The sequence below is a fragment of the Ruegeria sp. O6 genome, assembly GCF_056535045.1.
In genome coordinates, this window is the sequence record NZ_JBQERM010000002.1 from 365,370 (window position 1) to 384,980 (window position 19,611).

Annotated in this window: 20 protein-coding genes; 14 read left to right on the forward strand and 6 right to left on the reverse strand. The window is 58.5% G+C overall.

Annotation, left to right across the window (positions count from 1 at the left end; all coding sequences use genetic code 11):
* The first annotated feature begins 89 nt into the window (after positions 1–89).
* The gene (ileS, locus tag ACR0DY_RS05135; RefSeq protein WP_480483984.1) at positions 90–3,002 is read left to right on the forward strand and encodes an isoleucine--tRNA ligase; all 2,913 of its coding nucleotides are present in this window, start codon (positions 90–92) and stop codon (positions 3,000–3,002) included.
* A gap of 42 nt (positions 3,003–3,044) precedes the next feature.
* On the opposite strand, the gene ACR0DY_RS05140 is transcribed toward ileS, so the two are convergent.
* Positions 3,045–5,015: a hypothetical protein gene (locus ACR0DY_RS05140; RefSeq protein ID WP_480546323.1), complete on the reverse strand. Its 1,971-nt coding sequence runs from the start codon at positions 5,013–5,015 to the stop codon at positions 3,045–3,047.
* Between the two features lie 132 nt (positions 5,016–5,147).
* Here ACR0DY_RS05140 and ACR0DY_RS05145 point away from each other — a divergent pair, with 132 nt between their 5' ends.
* Positions 5,148–5,603: a methylated-DNA--[protein]-cysteine S-methyltransferase gene (locus ACR0DY_RS05145; protein ID WP_480546325.1), complete on the forward strand. Its 456-nt coding sequence runs from the start codon at positions 5,148–5,150 to the stop codon at positions 5,601–5,603.
* Positions 5,604–5,679: 76 nt separating this feature from the next.
* Positions 5,680–6,147 (forward strand): hypothetical protein, encoded by a 468-nt coding sequence (locus ACR0DY_RS05150; protein ID WP_267364127.1) that lies wholly within the window; start codon positions 5,680–5,682, stop codon positions 6,145–6,147.
* A gap of 22 nt (positions 6,148–6,169) precedes the next feature.
* Here the strand turns inward: ACR0DY_RS05150 and ACR0DY_RS05155 are convergent, their stop codons facing one another.
* The 4 genes from ACR0DY_RS05155 to fsa all read right to left on the reverse strand — a co-directional run bounded on the left by ACR0DY_RS05155 (position 6,170) and on the right by fsa (position 9,410).
* Positions 6,170–6,865 (reverse strand): CDP-alcohol phosphatidyltransferase family protein, encoded by a 696-nt coding sequence (locus ACR0DY_RS05155; protein ID WP_480483981.1) that lies wholly within the window; start codon positions 6,863–6,865, stop codon positions 6,170–6,172.
* A gap of 69 nt (positions 6,866–6,934) precedes the next feature.
* Positions 6,935–7,855: a tyrosine recombinase XerC gene (locus ACR0DY_RS05160; protein WP_480546327.1), complete on the reverse strand. Its 921-nt coding sequence runs from the start codon at positions 7,853–7,855 to the stop codon at positions 6,935–6,937.
* Positions 7,852–8,559, reverse strand: a complete 708-nt coding sequence (locus ACR0DY_RS05165; RefSeq protein WP_480483979.1) for a DUF484 family protein — start codon at positions 8,557–8,559, stop codon at positions 7,852–7,854. Before ACR0DY_RS05165 ends, ACR0DY_RS05160 begins: the two co-directional genes overlap by 4 nt.
* A 197-nt stretch (positions 8,560–8,756) precedes the next feature.
* Positions 8,757–9,410, reverse strand: coding sequence for a fructose-6-phosphate aldolase (gene fsa, locus ACR0DY_RS05170; protein WP_209505487.1), 654 nt, complete (start codon positions 9,408–9,410; stop codon positions 8,757–8,759).
* Between the two features lie 88 nt (positions 9,411–9,498).
* On the opposite strand from fsa, the gene ACR0DY_RS05175 reads away from it, so the two are divergent.
* From ACR0DY_RS05175 to ACR0DY_RS05190, 4 genes are all read left to right on the forward strand, one after another.
* Complete coding sequence (locus tag ACR0DY_RS05175) at positions 9,499–11,694, forward strand: primosomal protein N' (RefSeq protein WP_480546329.1); 2,196 nt, start codon at positions 9,499–9,501, stop codon at positions 11,692–11,694.
* A gap of 85 nt (positions 11,695–11,779) precedes the next feature.
* Positions 11,780–13,012 carry an MFS transporter gene (locus tag ACR0DY_RS05180; protein WP_480473741.1) on the forward strand — a complete coding sequence of 411 codons (1,233 nt, stop codon included), beginning with the start codon at positions 11,780–11,782 and terminating at the stop codon, positions 13,010–13,012.
* A 65-nt stretch (positions 13,013–13,077) separates the two neighbouring features.
* Entirely contained in the window at positions 13,078–13,956 is an 879-nt protein-coding gene (locus ACR0DY_RS05185; protein ID WP_480897894.1) for a 50S ribosomal protein L11 methyltransferase, read from the forward strand.
* An 89-nt stretch (positions 13,957–14,045) separates the two neighbouring features.
* Positions 14,046–14,402 (forward strand): hypothetical protein, encoded by a 357-nt coding sequence (locus tag ACR0DY_RS05190; RefSeq protein ID WP_480483976.1) that lies wholly within the window; start codon positions 14,046–14,048, stop codon positions 14,400–14,402.
* A 107-nt stretch (positions 14,403–14,509) separates the two neighbouring features.
* Here ACR0DY_RS05190 and ACR0DY_RS05195 read toward each other — a convergent pair whose 3' ends face one another.
* Positions 14,510–14,725 (reverse strand): DUF1127 domain-containing protein, encoded by a 216-nt coding sequence (locus ACR0DY_RS05195; protein WP_480483975.1) that lies wholly within the window; start codon positions 14,723–14,725, stop codon positions 14,510–14,512.
* Positions 14,726–15,058: 333 nt separating this feature from the next.
* On the opposite strand from ACR0DY_RS05195, the gene ruvC reads away from it, so the two are divergent.
* The 7 genes from ruvC (at position 15,059) to tolR (ending at position 19,606) form a co-directional block, all read left to right on the forward strand.
* Complete coding sequence (ruvC, locus tag ACR0DY_RS05200) at positions 15,059–15,556, forward strand: crossover junction endodeoxyribonuclease RuvC (protein WP_209598197.1); 498 nt, start codon at positions 15,059–15,061, stop codon at positions 15,554–15,556.
* On the forward strand, positions 15,553–16,230 hold the full coding sequence (ruvA, locus tag ACR0DY_RS05205) for a Holliday junction branch migration protein RuvA (protein WP_480507047.1): 678 nt from the start codon (positions 15,553–15,555) through the stop codon (positions 16,228–16,230). The genes ruvC and ruvA overlap by 4 nt, the downstream gene beginning before the upstream one ends.
* A 4-nt stretch (positions 16,231–16,234) precedes the next feature.
* Positions 16,235–17,254 carry a Holliday junction branch migration DNA helicase RuvB gene (ruvB, locus tag ACR0DY_RS05210; RefSeq protein ID WP_267364110.1) on the forward strand — a complete coding sequence of 340 codons (1,020 nt, stop codon included), beginning with the start codon at positions 16,235–16,237 and terminating at the stop codon, positions 17,252–17,254.
* A gap of 64 nt (positions 17,255–17,318) precedes the next feature.
* The gene (locus ACR0DY_RS05215) at positions 17,319–17,942 is read left to right on the forward strand and encodes a hypothetical protein (RefSeq protein ID WP_480483972.1); all 624 of its coding nucleotides are present in this window, start codon (positions 17,319–17,321) and stop codon (positions 17,940–17,942) included.
* Positions 17,939–18,322, forward strand: a complete 384-nt coding sequence (ybgC, locus tag ACR0DY_RS05220; protein WP_480483971.1) for a tol-pal system-associated acyl-CoA thioesterase — start codon at positions 17,939–17,941, stop codon at positions 18,320–18,322. The genes ACR0DY_RS05215 and ybgC overlap by 4 nt, the downstream gene beginning before the upstream one ends.
* Before the next feature lie 109 nt (positions 18,323–18,431).
* A complete protein-coding gene (tolQ, locus tag ACR0DY_RS05225) occupies positions 18,432–19,127 on the forward strand; it encodes a protein TolQ (RefSeq protein WP_209505518.1) in 696 nt (231 codons plus the stop codon).
* A 2-nt stretch (positions 19,128–19,129) separates the two neighbouring features.
* On the forward strand, positions 19,130–19,606 hold the full coding sequence (tolR, locus tag ACR0DY_RS05230) for a protein TolR (RefSeq protein ID WP_480483970.1): 477 nt from the start codon (positions 19,130–19,132) through the stop codon (positions 19,604–19,606).
* Positions 19,607–19,611 lie beyond the last annotated feature (5 nt).

Genomic DNA, 19,611 nt, shown 5'->3' on the forward strand with positions numbered 1-19,611 from the left:
ACCCTCTGAGACGCCGGGCAAAGGTGTTTGAGAATTCGCACCGACCGCTTCGATCCTAGTACGACCAGATCATCCAAAGGACGCTCAAAATGTGCGCCGACACGACCCAAACGCCTGACTATAAAGACACGCTGAACCTGCCCAAAACCGATTTTCCCATGCGCGCGGGCCTGCCTGCACGCGAACCCGCATGGCTGGAGCGGTGGGAGACCATCGGTGTCTATGACCGCCTGCGCGAGAAAACGGGGCGCAAACCCTTTACTCTGCACGACGGCCCCCCCTATGCGAACGGCCACCTGCATATCGGCCACGCACTGAACAAGACGATCAAGGACATGATCGTGCGCTCTCATCAGATGATGGGCTTTGACGCGCGTTACGTGCCCGGTTGGGACTGCCACGGCCTGCCGATCGAATGGAAGATCGAAGAACAGTACCGCAAGAAGGGCAAGAACAAGGACGAGGTGAACATCGTCGACTTCCGTCAGGAATGCCGCAAGTTCGCCGAAGGCTGGATCGACATCCAGCGGGAAGAGTTCAAGCGCCTGGGCATCACCGGCAACTGGCCTGATCCCTACATCACCATGGACTTTCATGCCGAGGCCGTGATCGCCGACGAGTTCATGAAATTCTTGATGAACGGCACGCTGTATCAGGGCTCGAAACCCGTGATGTGGTCGCCCATCGAAAAAACCGCGCTGGCCGAGGCCGAGGTCGAGTATCACGACAAGGAAAGCTTTACCATCTGGGTGAAGTTCAAGGTCATGAACGCGGGTGATCTGGATGATGCGTTCGTCGTAATCTGGACCACCACTCCCTGGACCATGCCGTCGAACAAGGCGGTCGTGTATGGCAACGACATCTCCTACGGCCTGTACGAAGTCACCGGCGCGCCTGAGGAATGCTGGGCTAATGTGGGTGACAGATTCCTGCTGGCTGACAATATGGCCGCAGATGTGTTGGGTCGTGCCCGTCTGAACGACGATCAGTGGACCCGTGTACGCGGTGTCGCCACCGATGAACTTGAAGGTGTTCAACTGACCCACCCGCTGGCCGGGGCCGAGGGCGGCAATGGCGAATGGGACGACCTCCGCGACTTCCGCGCGGCTGACTTCGTGACCGATACCGAAGGCACCGGTTTCGTCCACTGTGCGCCGTCACATGGTATGGAGGAATTCGAACTCTACCGCGATTTAGGCATGTTGGAGCAGGTCATCACCTATAACGTGATGGATGATGGTTCGTTCCGCACCGATCTGCCGTTCTTTGGTGGCAAATACATCCTGTCCCGCAAGGGTGGTGAGGGTGACGCGAACAAAGCTGTCATCGACAAGCTGGCCGAGGTTGGCGGGCTGCTGGCGCGCGGCAAGATCAAGCACAGCTATCCGCATTCGTGGCGCTCCAAGGCTCCGATCATCTACCGCAACACGCCGCAGTGGTTTGCATCCGTTGACCGCAACCTGGATGACGGCATGGGTGAGATGGGCGACAGCATCCGCGAACGTGCCCTGCGCTCGATCGACGAACTGGTCAAATGGACGCCGCAGACGGGGCGCAACCGCCTCTATTCGATGATCGAAGCGCGCCCGGACTGGGTTCTCTCGCGCCAGCGTGCCTGGGGCGTGCCGCTGACCTGTTTCACCAAGAAAGGTGCCTTGCCCACCGACGCGGATTACCTTCTGCGCAACGCAGACCTGAACGCGCGCATCAAGGCGGCGTTTGAGAAAGACGGCGCCGATATCTGGTACACCGACGGGTTCAAAGAGAAAATTCTCGACGGCATCGCCAACCCCGATGACTACGATCAGGTGTTTGACGTGCTGGATGTGTGGTTCGATTCTGGTTCGACCCACGCCTTTGTTTTGCGCGACCGCGAAGATGGGACCGAGGACGGTATCGCCGACGTCTACATGGAAGGCACCGACCAGCACCGTGGTTGGTTCCATTCTTCCATGTTGCAGGCCTGCGGCACCAAAGGCCGCGCGCCTTATCGCAACGTCGTGACACATGGTTTCACGCTGGATGCCAAGGGCAACAAGATGTCCAAATCGCTGGGCAACACCATCGTACCGGAAGAGGTCGTCAAGCAGTACGGCGCCGATATCCTGCGTCTGTGGGTGGCACAGACCGACTATACCGCCGATCAGCGGATCGGGCCGGAGATCCTGAAAGGCACTGCCGACAGTTATCGCCGTCTGCGCAACACTATGCGGTTCATGCTGGGCTCGCTGGCGGATTTCACCGAGGCCGATCGCGTCGCGCCCGAAGATATGCCGCGTCTGGAACGCTGGGTGCTCAGCCGGCTGGCGGAATTGGATGAGCAGGTGCGCAAGGGTTATGCGTCTTTCGATTTCCAGGGCGTATTCAGTGCGGTCTTTACCTTTGCCACGGTTGATCTGTCGTCCTTCTATTTCGACGTTCGCAAGGATGCTCTTTATTGTGACGGCGACACGCCGCGCCGTCGTGCTGCGCGGACGGTGTTGGATATCCTGTTCCATCGCCTGACCACGTGGCTGGCACCGGTTCTGGTTTTCACCATGGAAGAGGTCTGGCTGGGGCGCTTTCCGGGCGACGATAGCTCGGTCCACTTGGTCGACTTCCCGGAAACGCCTGCGGATTGGCGCGATGCCGAGCTTGAGGCCAACATGGCAAAGGTGCGCCGAGTGCGCCGGGCCGTGACTGCCGCGCTGGAAATCCAGCGCCAGGACAAGGTGATCGGCTCAAGCCTCGAAGCGGCCCCGATCGTGCATGTCGATGATGGCGATACCCGCGATCTGCTGGCCACGTTCGACGTGGACGACATGTGCATCACCTCGGGCCTGACCGTGACCGGCGACCCGGCCCCTGCCGAGGCGTTCCGTGTGCCCGAAATCGAAGGCGTGGCCGTCGTGTTCGAAAAAGCAGAAGGCGAGAAATGTCAGCGCTGTTGGAAAATCCTTCCTGACGTGGGCCGCCACGCCCATGTCGGAGTTTGCCGACGCTGCGATGAGGCGCTAAGCTGATTGAAACCGCCCTCTCGATCCTTCGAGGGGGCGTTTTTCGTTTCACGTCTGCGCGGATTGCGGTGTCGGATTAAACAGGTCAAAGCCTATGGCTGAGTCCTTCAGGGCCTTCCAAACCTGATAATCCGTGAAATATCCGGTGTGACCACCGGGCTCGACCGGAATGTTGCGGTTTGCGGAAATCAGCCCGCCTTCAATCTCGGTCCCTACAAAGTCATCCTGCCTGAAGATGTTGAACCATGCGGCGTTCAGGTTTTTGGGAACGACTGTAAACATCTCGGGAAAATAGCGCTGATAGATATGGGTCACAGGACAGCCCATCGTAATCAGCGTCACGTTGCGCCCGTTGATAAGCTTTTGCACGCGTGGATCAGCCAGCATTTGCGTGGCAATCACCGTGCCTTGTGAATGTGAGGTCACCGTGATGTGGTCCGCGGCAAAGATATCCACCACATAATGCAGTGCACGATAAAATCGTTCATCAATCGCCTTGCGATCCGGATAATTGCGCAGCCTCGTTTTCAGGTCCGCTTTCAGTAAACACTTGTCGCGAATGGCATAGGTGACGATGTCCCGTGCCACACCCAGCCCTGCTGCGACGAAATCGGAAAAGCGGTACATCAATGCTGTTGCACCCAGGACGATCAGGCCAATCTCGCCCTGTTTGCTTGCCAGTTTGTTCAGAACCCGGCCAATCAGGTTGCAATTGTCCGTTCCGATCTGACACAGGGGATCGACGTGCTGGCTCAACGCGATTTCTCGGATAGTGACCATCGCCAGTACGATTGCACCGAACAAAAAAACCCATTGTGCAAAACGATTGAGGATGGCGCGGCTGATCAGCCCGTCGCGGATATGCAGGTTTGCCTTCAGCCTTCTGCGACCGGCAAACAGGCCAACACCAACAAACGCAAGCAGGACAATTGCCGCGAAGGCAACACTGAGTGTTTCGATGGAGTCACTGAGGAAATTGTCAAAAAGACCGGTCAGTTTTCCATCCGACAGCCCCGGAACCGTGTCGAGCATTTCCCGCAGCATTAGCCACAACCCGGAAATGAAGAACATCCAGAACACCAACATGCCTGCACAAATGCTGGGGTACAGCCGCCTGTGTTCTTTCAGATTGTCTGCCTGAACCTTTTCATCAAGGCTGGTCGCAGAAAGCACGTACAAAATGATTGTCATGAAGATCAGAGAAGCCCAGAAAAACGCGAGCAGGTAGACCTGAAAAGCTACAAACTGCTCCAGCGCCGAAGGGCAAACCGGGCTGTCCGGCAAGGGTGTGCAAGCTCGTATTTCCAGACCAAGCGGACCAATGACCAGGCAGATCAGCAGCAAAAACCCCATCCCGAAAATGCCGCGCCAGAATACGCGTCTTAGATAAGTCGGGGCTGCAAAGCTGCGCCTTAGTCCGTATGCGGCCCCTCCGGCATAAAGCGTGAACAAGAGCCAGAACAGCAGGATCGTGCTTTGAAAGAAGATCCCGGGAACGCGATCAACCATAACGGCTATGGCACCGATCAGAAGATAGGCATTCAGGGTCGCAACTGCGCCGAAGAAAACCCAAGTAAAAAGGTGAACCAGCCGCGCGGCCAAAGTGTTCCTGCCGTTGGCTTGGTCCGAGGCCACATCCGCGCGGCTATGCGTTTGTTCGGCATTGTCCATGGCCAGATAACCCAGCGCCAGAACAACCCAGATCAGGTCCAATGCTGTCTTAATGGCTCCTTTCGGGGCGGGTGAGCGGTCGGCCCAGAAAACCTCGGCAAACATGGCCTCGTCCTGCGGTGCTGACGGTTTCGTCACCTTGCGCAGGTTGACCGGGAACAGTTTCGCGCTTCGGGGGGTGCCGTCGAAGGTTGTTTCGGCCAGCTCGATCATCCCACGCTGAACCTCAATCGGGGGTTCGGGATTGCCATCCAGCCAGGTTGTCGCGGCCCCGACGACCTGATCGACGGTCTCACCGGGTATTTGTTCGCCAATTCCGTGAACCGTCAGGATCAAATGACGACCCATCTCATGCTCCAAATCTCTTTTTGACAATGCGGCTAGGCTAACATGATTGCCGCAATTCGCAAAATCCGCGCGTCGCGCAGCCCCACGGATTCGCCACTTGAACTTGGAGGATTGATCTGAAACCGTCAGCCCATGGCGATGATTGCAGTTGATACTCAGTTCGGAAGACTTGGGATCGAGGAAACGGATGGTGCCCTCACGCGGCTGGTCTGGGACGGTCAGGACGACGGCGAACCAACAGCTCTGCTGCGCGAGGCGGCGGCGCAGTTGATGGCCTATGACGCTGGACGGCTTGACCGCTTCGATCTGCCCTACCGCATCCATGGATCGCAGTTTCAAAGGCGGGTCTGTGATCTTATGTATGCCATTCCTCTTGGGGAAACGCGCACCTACGGGGATATCGCCAAGGCGCTGGGACAACCGGCGCAACCGGTCGGTCAGGCCTGTGGGGCAAACCCGATTCCCGTTATTATTCCCTGCCACCGGGTGCTGGCTGCCAATGGGCTGGGCGGGTTTTCCGGGTGCGGCGGGGTCGAGACAAAGGTTGCACTGCTACGGCATGAACGGGCGGCGGGTCTTTTGATCTAAGCCTCGAAATTCGGTTGCAATCCGGTTCTGGGAAGCACAACTTATATCAGTTGCTGAATTTGAAGGATCGCATTGAATGAGCACCGAAAAAGATCGCGCAGCCCAGAAGAAGGCCATTATCGACCGGTTGATGTCGCTTGAGGCAGAGGAGCTTGCAACGGCGCAGGCCCATTACGACGCATTTCTGAAGGATGCCCAACTGGATGACCGGGAAGGCCACGACAAGGATGACATAGCCGCATCGCGCGAAAATGCCGATCTGGCAGCTGCATTTGACGCGCCTGTTCATGCGCATCATGCCAAAATCGATGTGATCGAGAATACCGATTTTGGTCTGACAGATACAGTCAGGCCGGGATCGGTGATCAGGTTCAACAACCGCAGCTTTGTCGTCTGCGTTTCGACGACCCGGTTCGAGGTGGGTGGAGATACATATATGGGGATCTCGACACAAAGCCCGATCTACCTAGCCATGGCGGGCCTGCAAGCAGGCGACGTCTTTACCCATAACGGTACTGAATTTGAGGTTCAGGACGTTCTTTAAATCCGGTCCGGCAGCGCTCGTGTCAGGTACGGCGCTGCGGAACAACCTGTTGTGCGATACCCGCAAATGTCAGGTACAGGCTGGCGATGACCAGACCCCAGTGGGCCCAGCTTTCGGGATGAAAATCGACCCATGCGGCCCAGCCCGCAAAGAACGTCCAGGCAAGGGCGACCGGCAAGGTCAGACTGCGCCAACGCTCGGTGCGCACGGGGTGAACGAATTTCAAAGGTAGAAACATCGCAAGCGACAGCAGCGTGACCAGCAGCAGGATGATCCAGAAATTGGGCTCCAGTGCGAAGATCACGACAACGAACATGTTCCAGCATCCGGGAAAGCCGGAAAAGGAATTGTCCTTTGTTTTCATCCGGGTGTCCGCGAAATACATCGCGCTGGCAAAGGTGATGACGATGATTGCGAACCAGCCGGTCCATCCATCCATCAATCCGGATTTGAACAGCGCAAAGGCTGGGATGAACACATAGGTCAGATAATCGATGATCAGATCCAGCAAGACGCCGTCAAACTCGGGTGCGTTTTTCTTGACGTGATAGTGCCGCGCCAACGGGCCGTCGATGCCATCGACAATGAAGGATACAACCAGCCAAAGGTACATGAGGCTCCATTTCTCTTCCACGGCGGCCAGCATGGCCAGCATTGCGAAAACAGCACCAGTGGCAGTGAAGAGATGTACGGCAAGAGCTTTGAATCTGAGTGTCATGCTAGGGTCATGACCGATGCACGCCAGAGATGCAAACCAAAAGCCCGAGGTTCCTGTTCGATGTGTCGGTCACGCCTTTGGATGCGCACGGTTGTAGACCTCCATCAGCCGTGCGGTATCCACGGCGGTATAGGTCTGTGTGGTTGACAATGAGGCGTGTCCCAACAGTTCCTGAATGGCTCGCAGATCTCCTCCGGCGGACAGCAGATGGGTGGCAAAGCTGTGTCGCATGGCATGAGGCGTGGCGGTTGAAGGTAGCCCCAGTTGCATCCGTGCCTTGGCCATGACGCCTTGAATCGCGCGCGGGTTCAGCGGGCCGCCACGAGCGCCCCGGAACAAGGCTGCGTCCTTCGCTTGCGGGTGGGGGCAAAGCTGAAGATATCGGTTAACCGCGTCTCGGGCAGCTGGAAGAACCGGGACGACCCGCTCCTTGCCGCCCTTCCCGACAATGCGCAATGTCTCGGGCAAGGGCGCGTCTGCACCGGTCAGGGACAAGGCCTCGGATATCCGCAGGCCGCATCCATAAAGCAGGGTGACAACCGCAACATCACGGGCCGCAACCCAGTCGGACACAGATTGCAGCTCGACCGTGTCAATCATGGCGCGCGCGGCGTCTTCGGCCAGAGGGCGGGGCAGTTTCTTGGTGAATTTGGGCGCGCGGGTCGACAGAACGGCGGTGGGTTCAAATCCCTCTCGCTCGGCCAGCCAACGATAGAAGCTTTTGACGGCGGACAGTTTGCGCGCAAGGGATCGCGCGCCGATATCCCCGCTGCGCTGATCTGCCATCCAGGCGCGCATGTCCGAGACGGTGATCCGTTCCAGCGCCTTCAACCCTTGTCGTTCCCCGTGATGAAGGGTCATGAAAGACAAAAACTCGGTGACATCGCCGCGATAGGCGGTCTGGGTGTTCTGGGACCGCCCCGCCAGCGCGCCCAGAGTGTCCAGCCAGTGCTGGAGCGCGTCGCGGCAAGCAGGTGAAATAAGGTTCATGACAGCCAGTGGCGCATCGAGCGTTCGAATACGCCGGAAAAGAAGGTGAGAAGATCGGTGCCGAGTTGCGGTGTGAAATGCCGCGGATCACGGGCCCCCATGACGATCATGCCCGGCAGGCGACCCGGACCGAGGTCCAGCTTCAGGCAGGCTTCCGAGCGCAACTGATCCGCCAGCGCGCCGAAAACACGTCGGTTCGGCTGATGAGTTTCGCGCAAGGTCACGTCGCGGACAGGGCCGCCGCGACCATTGGTCAGGTATTGGTTGATGAAGCCGGGCTCTGCGATCGTCAGAACGCCTCCAAGCCTGTCGATGGCAGGATCGTTCTGAGCCACGGTGGTTTCCAGAACCAGCGTGATATGGTCAACCCGCAGGATATTTGCGACATCGGCGCCAAGGGCACGCAGGAAATCCTCGAATTCGACGGGTTCCAGCAAGCGCAAAATCGCGCGGTGTACCTGATTGGTGCCTGCAAGGTTTTCATAGGCCGCAGCGATGACCGAGCGGTGGGTATCTTCCAACCGGTCCAGCCGCGCCTCGAGCCGCTGCATGGCAATGCCGCGCAGATCGATCACATTATCACCCCGGGCGCGTTCGTTCGCGGCCACAAGGGCTTGCATCAGGTCCTTGTCGTCCAGAACGACGTCGGGCTCGGCCAGAATTGCCGCGCGGAGATTATCCTCGAGTTTGGGATTGCTGCTCATGTCCTGTCCGGTCTTTTTTTGTTGGGCGGGTTATAGCATGCCGAACCGGATTTGCCTTGGGAAAAATGCACGCAAGAGTGGATTTCCCCGGATGCTGTGGCGGATAGGCTCCCGCCTGCCACGCCTGATCACAGATCAGGCTTTGGGCCGTTGGGCCGGGCGCGGCGCCTGATAGCGCCGCGCGGTTGCACACCAGATCAGAGGATTTTCTGACCGGTTTTGGCCCAGTCTGCCAGAAAGGTTTCCAGACCTTTGTCGGTCAGCGGGTGATCGGCCAGTTTCTTGATTACGGCTGGCGGCGCGGTGATGACGTCCGCACCAATGCGGGCACTTTCGGTGACGTGGTTCACGGTGCGGATCGAAGCAGCCAGAATTTCGGTTTCGAATCCGTAATTGTCATAGACCTGACGGATGTCGGCGATCAGATCCATGCCATCCAGGTTGATATCGTCCAGACGGCCGATGAAGGGCGAAATGAAGGTCGCACCTGCTTTTGCAGCCAGAATCGCCTGATTGGTCGAAAAGCACAGGGTGACGTTGACCATCTGCCCTTCGTCGCTGAGCGTCTTGCAGGTTTTCAGACCGGCCCATGTCAACGGAACCTTCACGGCGATATTCGGGGCAATCTTGGCCAGCTTGCGGCCTTCGGCGATCATGTCGTCAGCTTCGGTGGCGACAACTTCGGCGGAAACGGGACCGTCGACCAGATCGCAGATCTCCTTTGTCACTTCCAGAATGTCGCGGCCCGATTTCAGGATCAGCGAGGGGTTGGTGGTCACGCCGTCCACCATGCCCAGATCGTTCAGTTCAGCAATGGCGTCGATCTCGGCAGTGTCTACGAAGAATTTCATGAGGGCAGTCCTTTGATGGGTTGGCCTTGGTCGCGGATGGCTTTACCTCAAAGAGAGCCATGCTGGAACCCCCTGCAAAGGATATGCTGTGAGCGCTAACGGATTTTTCGACGAGGGAGAGCTGATTGCGGTGCTGACAACGCAACCGCTGGACCGGACGTTGGATTACAAAGCGCCGGAAGGAGGATGCTTTCTGGGTGCGTTTGTCGAGGTGCCACTTGGTCCGCGCAAGGTGTTGGGGGTTGTCTGGGGGCCGGGGCAGGGTGGATTCGATCTGAACAAGGCGCGGTCGGTGATCCGTGTGCTTGAAGTTGCGCCCATGCGCGAGGAAATGCGGGCATTCCTCGGCAAGGTTGCCGACTACACCCTGACGCCGATGCCCGCGATGCTGCGACTGGCAACCCGCGCGCCGGGGCTGGGTGACCCACCGTCCATGCGCAAGATCTATCGTTTGGGAACCACCTTGCCAGACCGGATGACCGACGCCAGAACCCGTGTACTTGAGGTGTTGCGCGACTATGGCGGGCTGGCATTTACGTTAAAGGAACTGGCGGAACAGGCCGGAGTAACTTCGTCCGTTGTCAAAGGCTTGGTCAAGCAAGGCGCGGTTCGTGAAGAAGACAGCCCGCGCGACCTGCCGTATCCGCATCTTGATCCCGATTTGCCGGGAAAGGACCTGACCGAAGATCAGGCAAGTGCGGTTGCGCAGCTTCGGGCCGGGCAACGGACGGGGAATTACGGCACAACGCTGCTGAAAGGCGTGACGGGTTCCGGCAAGACCGAAGTCTATCTGGAGGCCGTGGCCGAAGCGCTGCGCATGGGGCGGCAGGCACTTGTCCTTTTGCCGGAAATTGCGCTAACCGCAGAATTCCTGACACGGGTTGAGGCGCGGTTTGGCGCGCGCCCTGCCGAGTGGCATTCGGGCGCGACCATGACTGAACGCAGGCGAGTCTGGCGGATGGTCGGGCAGGGGGAAGCTCAACTGGTTGTTGGCGCGCGGTCAGCCCTGTTTCTGCCATTTCGCGATCTGGGGCTGGTCGTGGTGGATGAGGAACACGACACCTCATACAAACAGGAAGACGGGGTGCATTACAGCGCGCGCGACATGGCGGTCCTGCGGTCTGCCATCTGCGGTGCGCGGGTGATTCTGGCCAGTGCAACCCCGTCGCTGGAAAGCTGGGCGAATGCTGAGGCAGGTAAATATGATCGGGTCGACCTGACTTCGCGTTTCGGCGCGGCGGTGTTGCCCGAGATGAAGCCCATCGACATGCGGGCCGAACAGATGCAGGCCGGAACGTGGATATCTCCGACTTTGCGGCAGGCGGTGCAGCAGCGGATCGAGAAAGGCGAACAGTCGCTGCTGTTCATCAACCGCCGTGGCTATGCACCGGTTACCCTGTGCCGTGCGTGCGGAGAACAGATCGCCTGCGACCATTGCGACGCGCGCATGGTGGAACACAGGTTCCTGAAGCGTTTGATGTGCCACCAATGCGGTGAGACCAAGCCGATGCCCGAGATATGCCCTTCCTGCGGGGTCGAGGGCAAGCTGGCCCCGGTGGGGCCGGGCATTGAGCGTTTGGCCGAAGAGGCCGAAGCAACCTTCCCCGAGGCCAGGATTGCCATGCTGAGTTCTGATCTGTTCGGCTCAGCCCGGGCACTAAAGGCCAAGATCGAAGAGATTGCGGCAGGGGACGCCGATATCGTCATCGGAACGCAGTTGGTGGCCAAGGGGCATAACTTTCCCAAGCTGACATTGGTGGGGGTAATCGATGCGGATCTCAGTCTGCATGGCGCAGACCTGAGGGCCGCTGAACGAACATTTCAGCTGATGCGACAGGTTGCGGGGCGTGCTGGTCGGGCTGAAAAACCGGGGCAGGCGCTGTTACAGACTTTCCAGCCGGAACACCCGGTGATCCGGGCGATTCTGTCGGGTGACGAAGAGGGCTTTTGGAAGGCCGAGGCCGCCGGTCGGCAAGCGGCCGGTGTGCCGCCTTATGGACGTATGGCGGGGATCGTGTTGTCGGGCCCCGAGGTCGGACCGGTCTTTGACATTGGCAACGCCATGGCGCGCAACGACAGCCCATTGCGCCAGATTGGCGCGCAGGTGTTTGGCCCCGCCCCAGCGCCGATTGCCCGTATTCGGGGACGTCACCGTGTCCGCCTGTTGGTCAAGGCACCCAAGGGCGCACCAATCCAGGATGCTATCGCCCGTTGGATTGCCCCGTTACGCCTGAAAGGCGATATCCGCCTGACCGTCGATATCGATCCACAAAGCTTTTACTGACGGTGACGTCTGCATTAACGCAGGGCCATTGTGCGCCGGTCGCTTCCCCCTCGCCAAAGTTGGGAAATGGGCGTAGAGGATTCTCATGCTGAAACCTATGCCCCTTGCCGAGGCGCAGAGCCTTCCGTTCTGGCGTCGTCCTGTCACGCTTCTGTTCGTGATGGCCTTGACCATGCCCATCGCGTTTAATGCGTGGAGCGCGCTGTTGAACAACTTCGTCATTGAGGCAGCGAATTTCGACGGGGCCGATATCGGCCTGCTACACACGGTGCGCGAGATTCCGGGCTTTCTGGCGGTCGGCGTGATTGCCGTCATCATTTTCATTCGCGAGCAGGTGCTGGCCATGATCTCGCTGATGATGCTTGGGGTCGCAACGGCTTTTACGGCCTGGTTCCCAAGCCTTGGCGGATTGCTGTTCGTGACCTTGTTCAGTTCAATCGGGTTTCATTACTATGAGACTGTAAACCAGTCGCTTCAGTTGCAATGGCTTCCCAAGGATCGCGCGCCGCAGATATTGGGATGGCTGGTCGCAATGGGCTCGGCTGCAACGATGGTGGTTTACGGGCTGATCGTTCTGACCTGGGAGCGGTTCGATCTGTCCTATAACTTTGTCTTCATGGCTGCTGGCGGTGCAACAGCTTTGCTAGCCCTGTTTTGCCTGTTCGCCTTCCCGCAATTCGATGCCCCCACACCGCAAACCAAGAAACTGATCCTGCGCCGTCGATACTGGCTATATTACGCGCTGCAATTCATGGCCGGTGCGCGGCGACAGATATTTGTCGTCTTTGCCGGGTTCATGATGGTCGAGAAGTTCGGCTTTGAAGTGCATGAGCTGACCAGCCTGTATCTGATCAACCTGATGATCAACATGATGGTTGCTCCGTTGCTGGGTAAAGCGGTGGCCAAGTTTGGCGAACGGCGCACGTTGATCTTTGAATACACCGGTCTGGCGATCGTGTTCGCAGCCTATGGTGGCATCTACTGGTTTGGCTGGGGCGTGCTGTTGGCGGCGACGCTCTATGTCATCGACCATGTGCTGTTTGCGCTGGCGCTGGCGCTGAAAACCTATTTCCAGAAAATCGCCGATCCGGCGGATATTGCGCCAACTGCCGCAGTCGCGTTCACGATCAACCATATCGCTGCTGTTTTCCTGCCCGCGTTGCTGGGTTTGCTCTGGGTCATGTCGCCAGGCGCCGTATTTGGCCTAGCGGCGGCGATGGCGGTCGTTTCTCTGCTGCTGTCCCTGCTGGTTCCACGCCACCCGGAACCGGGCAATGAGACCGTCCTGAGCAAATACGCGCCAGCCCCGGCGGAATAGGTCGCAAGCTTGACGTTGGCGGCGCACCGTCCTACGCGCAGTGCCAACTGAAACAGGAGTTCCCCATGCCCACATTCACTGCGCTGACCACGCTGACAGGTAAGAAAGCCGCCGAAGGTTTGGGCGAAGCGATGGAGCGGCTGGAGCCCGAACCAACCGGCGTCGGTGTGTTCGAGGTCGAAGATGGCTCGGGCCTGTGGGAAGTGGGTGGATATTTCACCGAAGCCCCTGACGAGGCCGCACTGGCCGTTCTGGCAGTTGCCTTTGAAGCCAAACCTTTTGTTGTGTCGGAATTGCCTGAAACCGATTGGGTGGCCCATGTGCGGCGAGAGCTTGCCCCGGTTGAGGCGGGCCGCTTTTTTGTCTATGGCAGCCACGATGCCGACAAGCTGCCCGACGGTCGCATTCCACTGCTGATCGAGGCGGCAATGGCCTTTGGTACCGGGCATCATGGCACCACGCTGGGATGTCTGAAAGCTCTGGACCGGTTGTTGGATGAAGGATTCAGTGCCTCGAAAGTAGCGGATATCGGTTGCGGCACGGCCGTTCTGGCCATGGCGGCAGCCCGGGTATGGGATGGCGATTTCATTGCCAGCGATATCGACGAAGTGGCCGTTGAAGTGGCCGAAGCCAACCTGAAGGCAAACGGTATGTCCGGCGCGGTTCGGTGTGTTGAAGCCGCAGGTTTCGATCATCCCGACCTCAAGGCACACGCACCCTACGATCTGATCTTTGCCAATATCCTCAAAGGGCCTTTGGTGGCCTTGTCACCCGAAATGGCAGCGAATCTCCGCCCAGGTGGGCATGCGATCCTGTCGGGAATCCTTAACGAACAGGCCGATGACGTGGTTTCCGTTTATTCACAAAACGGGTTCAATCAGACCTATAGGGCCGAGATTGGTGAGTGGACGACCCTAATTTTAACCAAACAGGGCGCGAATTAGGCTATTTGCAGGAGTTTTATAGGTTTTTGCCACGTTTTTGTCGCAATCTCTTTTTACCGTTTTCTGAATGAAGTCGAGGGGGGCGGTTTTTGGAGGCTGCCATGACGGGTAAACAACTGGAGTTCAATCAGCGCGTAAATCGCCTGAACAAGAAACACCAAAAGATGAGCCGTGGCTATCGTGCGACGATGCGCAAGGATGGCCTGGTTGTGATGAGGCCGCAGCGGGTGAGCTCGGCGGTGCCAGCAAAGGTGCTGTTGCTTACGCTTGTGGGTTTCTTCGCCTTCAAAGCATTTCTTTTGTCCCACCTTAGTCCCACCGGCTATCAATATCGGATCGACAGCCTGAACGAAGGCACACCAGTCGAAAAAGCCGGTGCCTGGGTGATGCAAATCGATCCTGTGTCGCAAGCCCTCGCCAGTCAGTTGAACAAAGTTTTCTACTAATCCGCTCCCTCGGATTAAAAAAAACACCGCGTACCCTTATGGTGCGCGGTGTTTTTGTGTGCCCCTCAAGGGAGGAGGAAGGGGCATATAAGTGTTGGGGTCGGTTCTTAGCGGCGACCTTCGGCAATGATGTCGATGTCACCACGGCACAGGCCGATATCATCCAGTTCGCGGTCGGTCAGACCGGTCAGCGCGTTGCGGGTTACGCGGGCGTCATTCCATTCAACTGCGGCGTTAACGGCCGATACGAAAAATGCGCCGATACGGCCAACAAGGCCGAACGAGCCAGTGGTAGCGACGCGGGTTGTGTCCAGTGCAGCCATATCCTGTTTCCTTCTGGTTAGTGTTCACATTGCATTTCTGCGATCTGCGGGGCATCTAGTGCTGTCATTTCGTTCGCACAAGTTCAGTTTTTGCATGTGTCCTATGCGTTTTCTGCAAGGCTTCACGAAGCTGTAATCCCCTTTAACAATTGGTGAAAAAGCCTTTGGGAAAGTGTCGAATTCAGACTTCACGGGGTCGCAAAACGCGCCCGAAGTCGCGCCTGAGACACGCGTGTCGTTTTCAGCCCTGGGGTCAATTCGCTTGGAAAATGTTCACGCTTCGTGCTAGGCGTTGAAAAAAGATCACACAACCCGAGCAGGCCGAGGCAAAATATGCGAATTCTGGGCATCGATCCGGGGCTTAGAACCCTGGGATGGGGCGTCATCGAATCAAATGGCAGCCGCCTGAGCCATGTGGCCAACGGGTTGTGCAAATCGGATGGGGACGATCTGGGCGAGCGGCTGCTGTCGCTGCACAATCAGATTGTCGAAGTGATTGCGGATCACAGACCCGATCAGGCTGCTATCGAACAGACATTCGTGAACAAGGATGGGGCCGGAACCCTCAAATTGGGGCAGGCACGTGGTGTGGCGTTGCTGACGCTGGCACAGGCCGGTCTGCCGGTGGGGGAATATGCCCCCAACCGGGTGAAAAAGACCGTGGTGGGTGTGGGTCATGCCGAGAAAGAGCAGGTTTTGCATATGGTCAAACTGCAATTGCCGGGCTGTTTGCCGAAAGGGGCCGACGCGGCGGATGCACTGGCGATTGCGATCTGCCATGCCTATTACGGGAAAACGCAACAGGCGCGTGTGAAAGAGGTGCGGGCATGATCGGCAAACTGACAGGGCGGCTGGATTACCGCGCGGTGGATCATGTGCTGATCGATGTTCGGGGCGTCGGCTATCTTGTCTATTGTTCCGACCGGACCTTGGCGGCATTGCCGGGGGCGGGTGAGGCGGTCTCGATCTACACTGACATGGTCGTCCGCGAAGACCTTATGCAGCTTTACGGGTTTCTGTCGCTTGTCGAGAAAGAGTGGCATCGCCTGCTGTGCTCGGTTCAGGGGGTCGGCGCGAAGGTGTCGCTGGCGATCCTGAGTGCATTGGGGCCCGACGGTGTCAGCCGCGCAATTGCCCTGGGGGACTGGGGTGCGGTCAAGGCGGCCAAGGGCGTCGGGCCAAAAACCGCCCAGCGGATCGTGTTGGACCTCAAGGACAAGGCACCCGGAGTGATGGCCATGGGCGGCACGATTGCTCAGGCGATGGACGGGCCGGAACTTGAGGTTGTTGAACCGAATGACTCTACACCCGCGCCGAGACGTGTTCCGAAACCGCCATCGGGTGCCGCGGCCGCGTCTGCCGGGGCGTTGTCGGCGCTGGCCAATCTTGGATATGGGCCGTCCGAGGCGGCAGGTGCCGTGGCTGAAGCGGCTGCAAGCCAGCCGGATGCTGACGAGGCTGATCTGATCCGCGCGGCCCTCAGGCTGCTGGCTCCGAAAGGGTAAGTGAATGGTTGACGCTGATCCCACCCTGCGCCCGGAGCCCCTGCCGGAAGACAATGACCGCGCTTTGCGTCCTCAGGGGCTGGATGAATTCATTGGTCAGGCTGAGGCGCGTGCCAATTTGCGCATCTTTATTCAATCCGCCCGGCAACGCGGCGAGGCGATGGACCACACCTTGTTTCACGGACCTCCGGGGTTGGGTAAGACGACCCTCGCACAGATCATGGCGCGTGAACTGGGGGTGAACTTTCGCATGACCTCTGGCCCGGTTCTGGCCAAGGCGGGGGATCTGGCGGCGATCCTGACCAATCTTGAATCGCGGGACGTGTTGTTCATCGACGAGATTCACAGGCTCAACCCGGCGGTGGAAGAAGTGCTGTACCCGGCGATGGAAGATTTCGAGCTGGATCTTGTTATCGGCGAAGGCCCTGCTGCGCGCACTGTACGGATCGAGTTGCAGCCATTCACACTTGTGGGGGCCACCACGCGGATGGGTCTGCTGACAACGCCCTTGCGTGACCGATTTGGTATCCCGACCCGGCTTCAGTTCTACACGGTTGATGAATTGCACGAAATCGTCACCCGGAACGCGCGGAAACTGGGCGCGCCCGCGGATAACGATGGTGCGCGCGAAATCGCGCGCCGGTCGCGCGGAACGCCACGTATCGCCGGGCGATTGCTGAGGCGTGTTGTGGATTTCGCGATTGTCGAAGGGGACGGGCGGATCACACGGGACCTTGCCGATGGTGCCTTGACCCGTCTGGGCGTCGATAATTTGGGCCTTGATGGTGCGGACCGGCGGTATCTGAAGCTGATTGCCGAAAACTATGCAGGTGGCCCGGTGGGGATTGAAACCCTGTCTGCCGCGCTGTCCGAAAGCCGCGACTCGCTTGAGGAAGTGATTGAGCCCTATTTGCTGCAACAGGGGCTGATCCAGCGTACTCCGCGTGGGCGGATGTTGGCGCAGAAGGCGTGGACGCATCTTGGGATGGCCGCGCCCAAGCGGCAAAGCGATCTGTTCGGTTGAAGCCCGCGCGCTTAGATTTTATGCCTTTCGGCGAGAGTATTTTTGAAAAGATGAAGGGCTGGCGGTGACACCGGAAGAAATTGAAGCGCTGTTCACACGCGAAAGCGGCGAGTTTCTGTTTGCGCGCTGGGGGCGGCCTATTGTTCCGATCGTTTTCGGCGTCGAAGACGAGACGCTGGCCACCGTAAAGGGGGCATTCGAAGCCGTTGTCACGCTGGCCGGTCACCAAATGGCCGAGACGGACCCTGAGCTTGGCGCGAATTGCATGGTTTTCTTTTTCCGGGACTGGCAGGAACTGCTGGAGGTACCGGACCTTGATCGCTTGATCCCGGATCTGGAACCTTTGGTTGCGCGGCTGGTCGCGGCAGATGCAAACCAGTACCGCATTTTCCGGTTCGAAGAAGATGGCGCGGTCCGCGCGGCGTTTGTGTTTCTGCGCATGGACAAGGAATTGTGCAAGGTTCCGGCGGAAACCCTTGCGCTCAATCAGGTCGTGCAGACCATCTTGCTCTGGTCGGACACTGCATTTCGCAATCAATCTCCACTGGCAATCGCAGGTGAGGCCACGATCCTGCGTCCCGACATCGCGTCCTTGATCCGGGCGGCCTATGATCCGGTTTTGCCACGGGCGGCACAGGATGCCTCGCATGCGTTAAGGCTGTTTGCCCGACTGGAGGCGTTGCAATGAAACACACCTACCCCATCCGCGTGTATTATGAAGACACCGACATGGGTGGGGTTGTCTATCACGCGAACTACCTGCGCTATATCGAGCGCGCGCGCTCGGACTGGGTGCGTAATCTGGGCAATGACCAAAACGCCATGCGGGAGGAGGGCATTGTTTGGGTCGTGCGGCGGGTCGAGGCCGAGTATCTGGGGCCTGCAAGGTTTGATGATGAATTGATCGTCGAAACCGAGGTCACCGAAATCTCGGGCGTGCGTCTGACTATGGCGCAGCTTGTTCGCCGCGGTGAGACCGAAATATTTCGTGCATCTGTCACGGCCGTTTGCATCAATAAAGCGGGCAAACCGATCCGATTGCCGGCAGAGATTCGCGCATTGATGTAACAATTTGCGGACCATGGGTGGTTCTGTTGGCTTTTCATGACCAACTGAGATAGCGTTTGGCAAAATAAGGCCAAACGAACGGCCATCAGGCAAAACAAAGAGCAGGTTCATGGAAGCTGAAACGCTGGCGCTGGCGCAGGAGATCGACTTCTCCATGTGGGGGCTGTTTGCCCGCGCGACCTTTATCGTCAAACTGGTGATGCTGGTACTTACCGGCGCATCCATCTGGTCCTGGGGGATCATCATTCAGAAGCTGATCAACTATCGCGCGGCCCGACGCGAGGCGCAGGTTTTTGATGAAAGCTTCTGGTCGGGCAACCCGTTGGATGAGTTGTTCGAGCAGATCGGAACGCAGCCGGATGGCAGCTCGGAAAAGATCTTTGCGTCAGGCATGATCGAGTGGCGCAGGTCACATCGCAATGATGGCGGGCTGATTGCCGGGGCAACCGCGCGGATCGACCGGTCGATGGATGTCGCCATCGCGAAAGAGGCGGAAACCCTGCAAAAAGGTCTTCCCATTCTGGCAACTGTCGGCTCCACGGCTCCGTTTATCGGGCTGTTTGGCACCGTTTGGGGCATCATGAATGCATTCATCGAGATTGCCGAACAGCAAAACACCAACCTTGCCGTTGTGGCCCCCGGTATTGCCGAGGCGTTGATGGCGACAGGGTTGGGCCTTTTGGCGGCGATCCCGGCGGTGATTTTCTATAACAAACTCAGCGCCGATAGTGACCGGATCGTTGGCGGCTATGAAGCCTTTGCGGATGAATTCGCAACCATTCTGTCGCGCCAGTTGGACAGCTGACGATGGGCGCTGCGATCCAGCAATCTTCGAACGGCAATGGGCGCAGGCGTGGTCGGCGTCGCGGTCGCGCGCAGCCGATGGCCGAGATCAATGTGACACCTTTCGTGGATGTCATGCTGGTGTTGCTGATCATCTTCATGGTGGCCGCGCCATTGCTGACGGTTGGTGTTCCGGTCGATCTGCCCAAGACCGCAGCCAGTGCGCTGCCCGGCGACAATGAAGAGCCTTTGACCGTGACCCTGACCGCTGACGGACGCGTGCAGATCCAGACCACCGACGTGTTGCGCGAAGAATTGATTGGCAAGCTGCGTGCCATTGCGGCAGAGCGGAGCAGTGACCGGGTTTTCCTGCGGGCCGATGGCGCAATCCCTTACGCACAGGTGATGCAGGTCATGGGTGCGCTGAACGCGGGCGGGTTTTCCAACGTTGGCCTTGTGACCGATACCGGCGGGCCGACGCTGGATGAAGGTGGAGAGTGAGGTCG

Bases quoted from the DNA above. Each gene is read 5' to 3' on its own strand.
- ileS (WP_480483984.1), top strand. From the start codon at position 90: ATGTGCGCCGACACGACCCAAACGCCTGACTATAAAGACACGCTGAAC.
- ACR0DY_RS05140 (WP_480546323.1), bottom strand. From the start codon at position 5,015: ATGGGTCGTCATTTGATCCTGACGGTTCACGGAATTGGCGAACAAATA.
- ACR0DY_RS05145 (WP_480546325.1), top strand. From the start codon at position 5,148: ATGGCGATGATTGCAGTTGATACTCAGTTCGGAAGACTTGGGATCGAG.
- ACR0DY_RS05150 (WP_267364127.1), top strand. From the start codon at position 5,680: ATGAGCACCGAAAAAGATCGCGCAGCCCAGAAGAAGGCCATTATCGAC.
- ACR0DY_RS05155 (WP_480483981.1), bottom strand. From the start codon at position 6,865: ATGACACTCAGATTCAAAGCTCTTGCCGTACATCTCTTCACTGCCACT.
- ACR0DY_RS05160 (WP_480546327.1), bottom strand. From the start codon at position 7,855: ATGAACCTTATTTCACCTGCTTGCCGCGACGCGCTCCAGCACTGGCTG.
- ACR0DY_RS05165 (WP_480483979.1), bottom strand. From the start codon at position 8,559: ATGAGCAGCAATCCCAAACTCGAGGATAATCTCCGCGCGGCAATTCTG.
- fsa (WP_209505487.1), bottom strand. From the start codon at position 9,410: ATGAAATTCTTCGTAGACACTGCCGAGATCGACGCCATTGCTGAACTG.
- ACR0DY_RS05180 (WP_480473741.1), top strand. From the start codon at position 11,780: ATGCTGAAACCTATGCCCCTTGCCGAGGCGCAGAGCCTTCCGTTCTGG.
- ACR0DY_RS05185 (WP_480897894.1), top strand. From the start codon at position 13,078: ATGCCCACATTCACTGCGCTGACCACGCTGACAGGTAAGAAAGCCGCC.
- ACR0DY_RS05195 (WP_480483975.1), bottom strand. From the start codon at position 14,725: ATGGCTGCACTGGACACAACCCGCGTCGCTACCACTGGCTCGTTCGGC.
- ruvC (WP_209598197.1), top strand. From the start codon at position 15,059: ATGCGAATTCTGGGCATCGATCCGGGGCTTAGAACCCTGGGATGGGGC.
- ruvA (WP_480507047.1), top strand. From the start codon at position 15,553: ATGATCGGCAAACTGACAGGGCGGCTGGATTACCGCGCGGTGGATCAT.
- ruvB (WP_267364110.1), top strand. From the start codon at position 16,235: ATGGTTGACGCTGATCCCACCCTGCGCCCGGAGCCCCTGCCGGAAGAC.
- ybgC (WP_480483971.1), top strand. From the start codon at position 17,939: ATGAAACACACCTACCCCATCCGCGTGTATTATGAAGACACCGACATG.
- tolQ (WP_209505518.1), top strand. From the start codon at position 18,432: ATGGAAGCTGAAACGCTGGCGCTGGCGCAGGAGATCGACTTCTCCATG.
- tolR (WP_480483970.1), top strand. From the start codon at position 19,130: ATGGGCGCTGCGATCCAGCAATCTTCGAACGGCAATGGGCGCAGGCGT.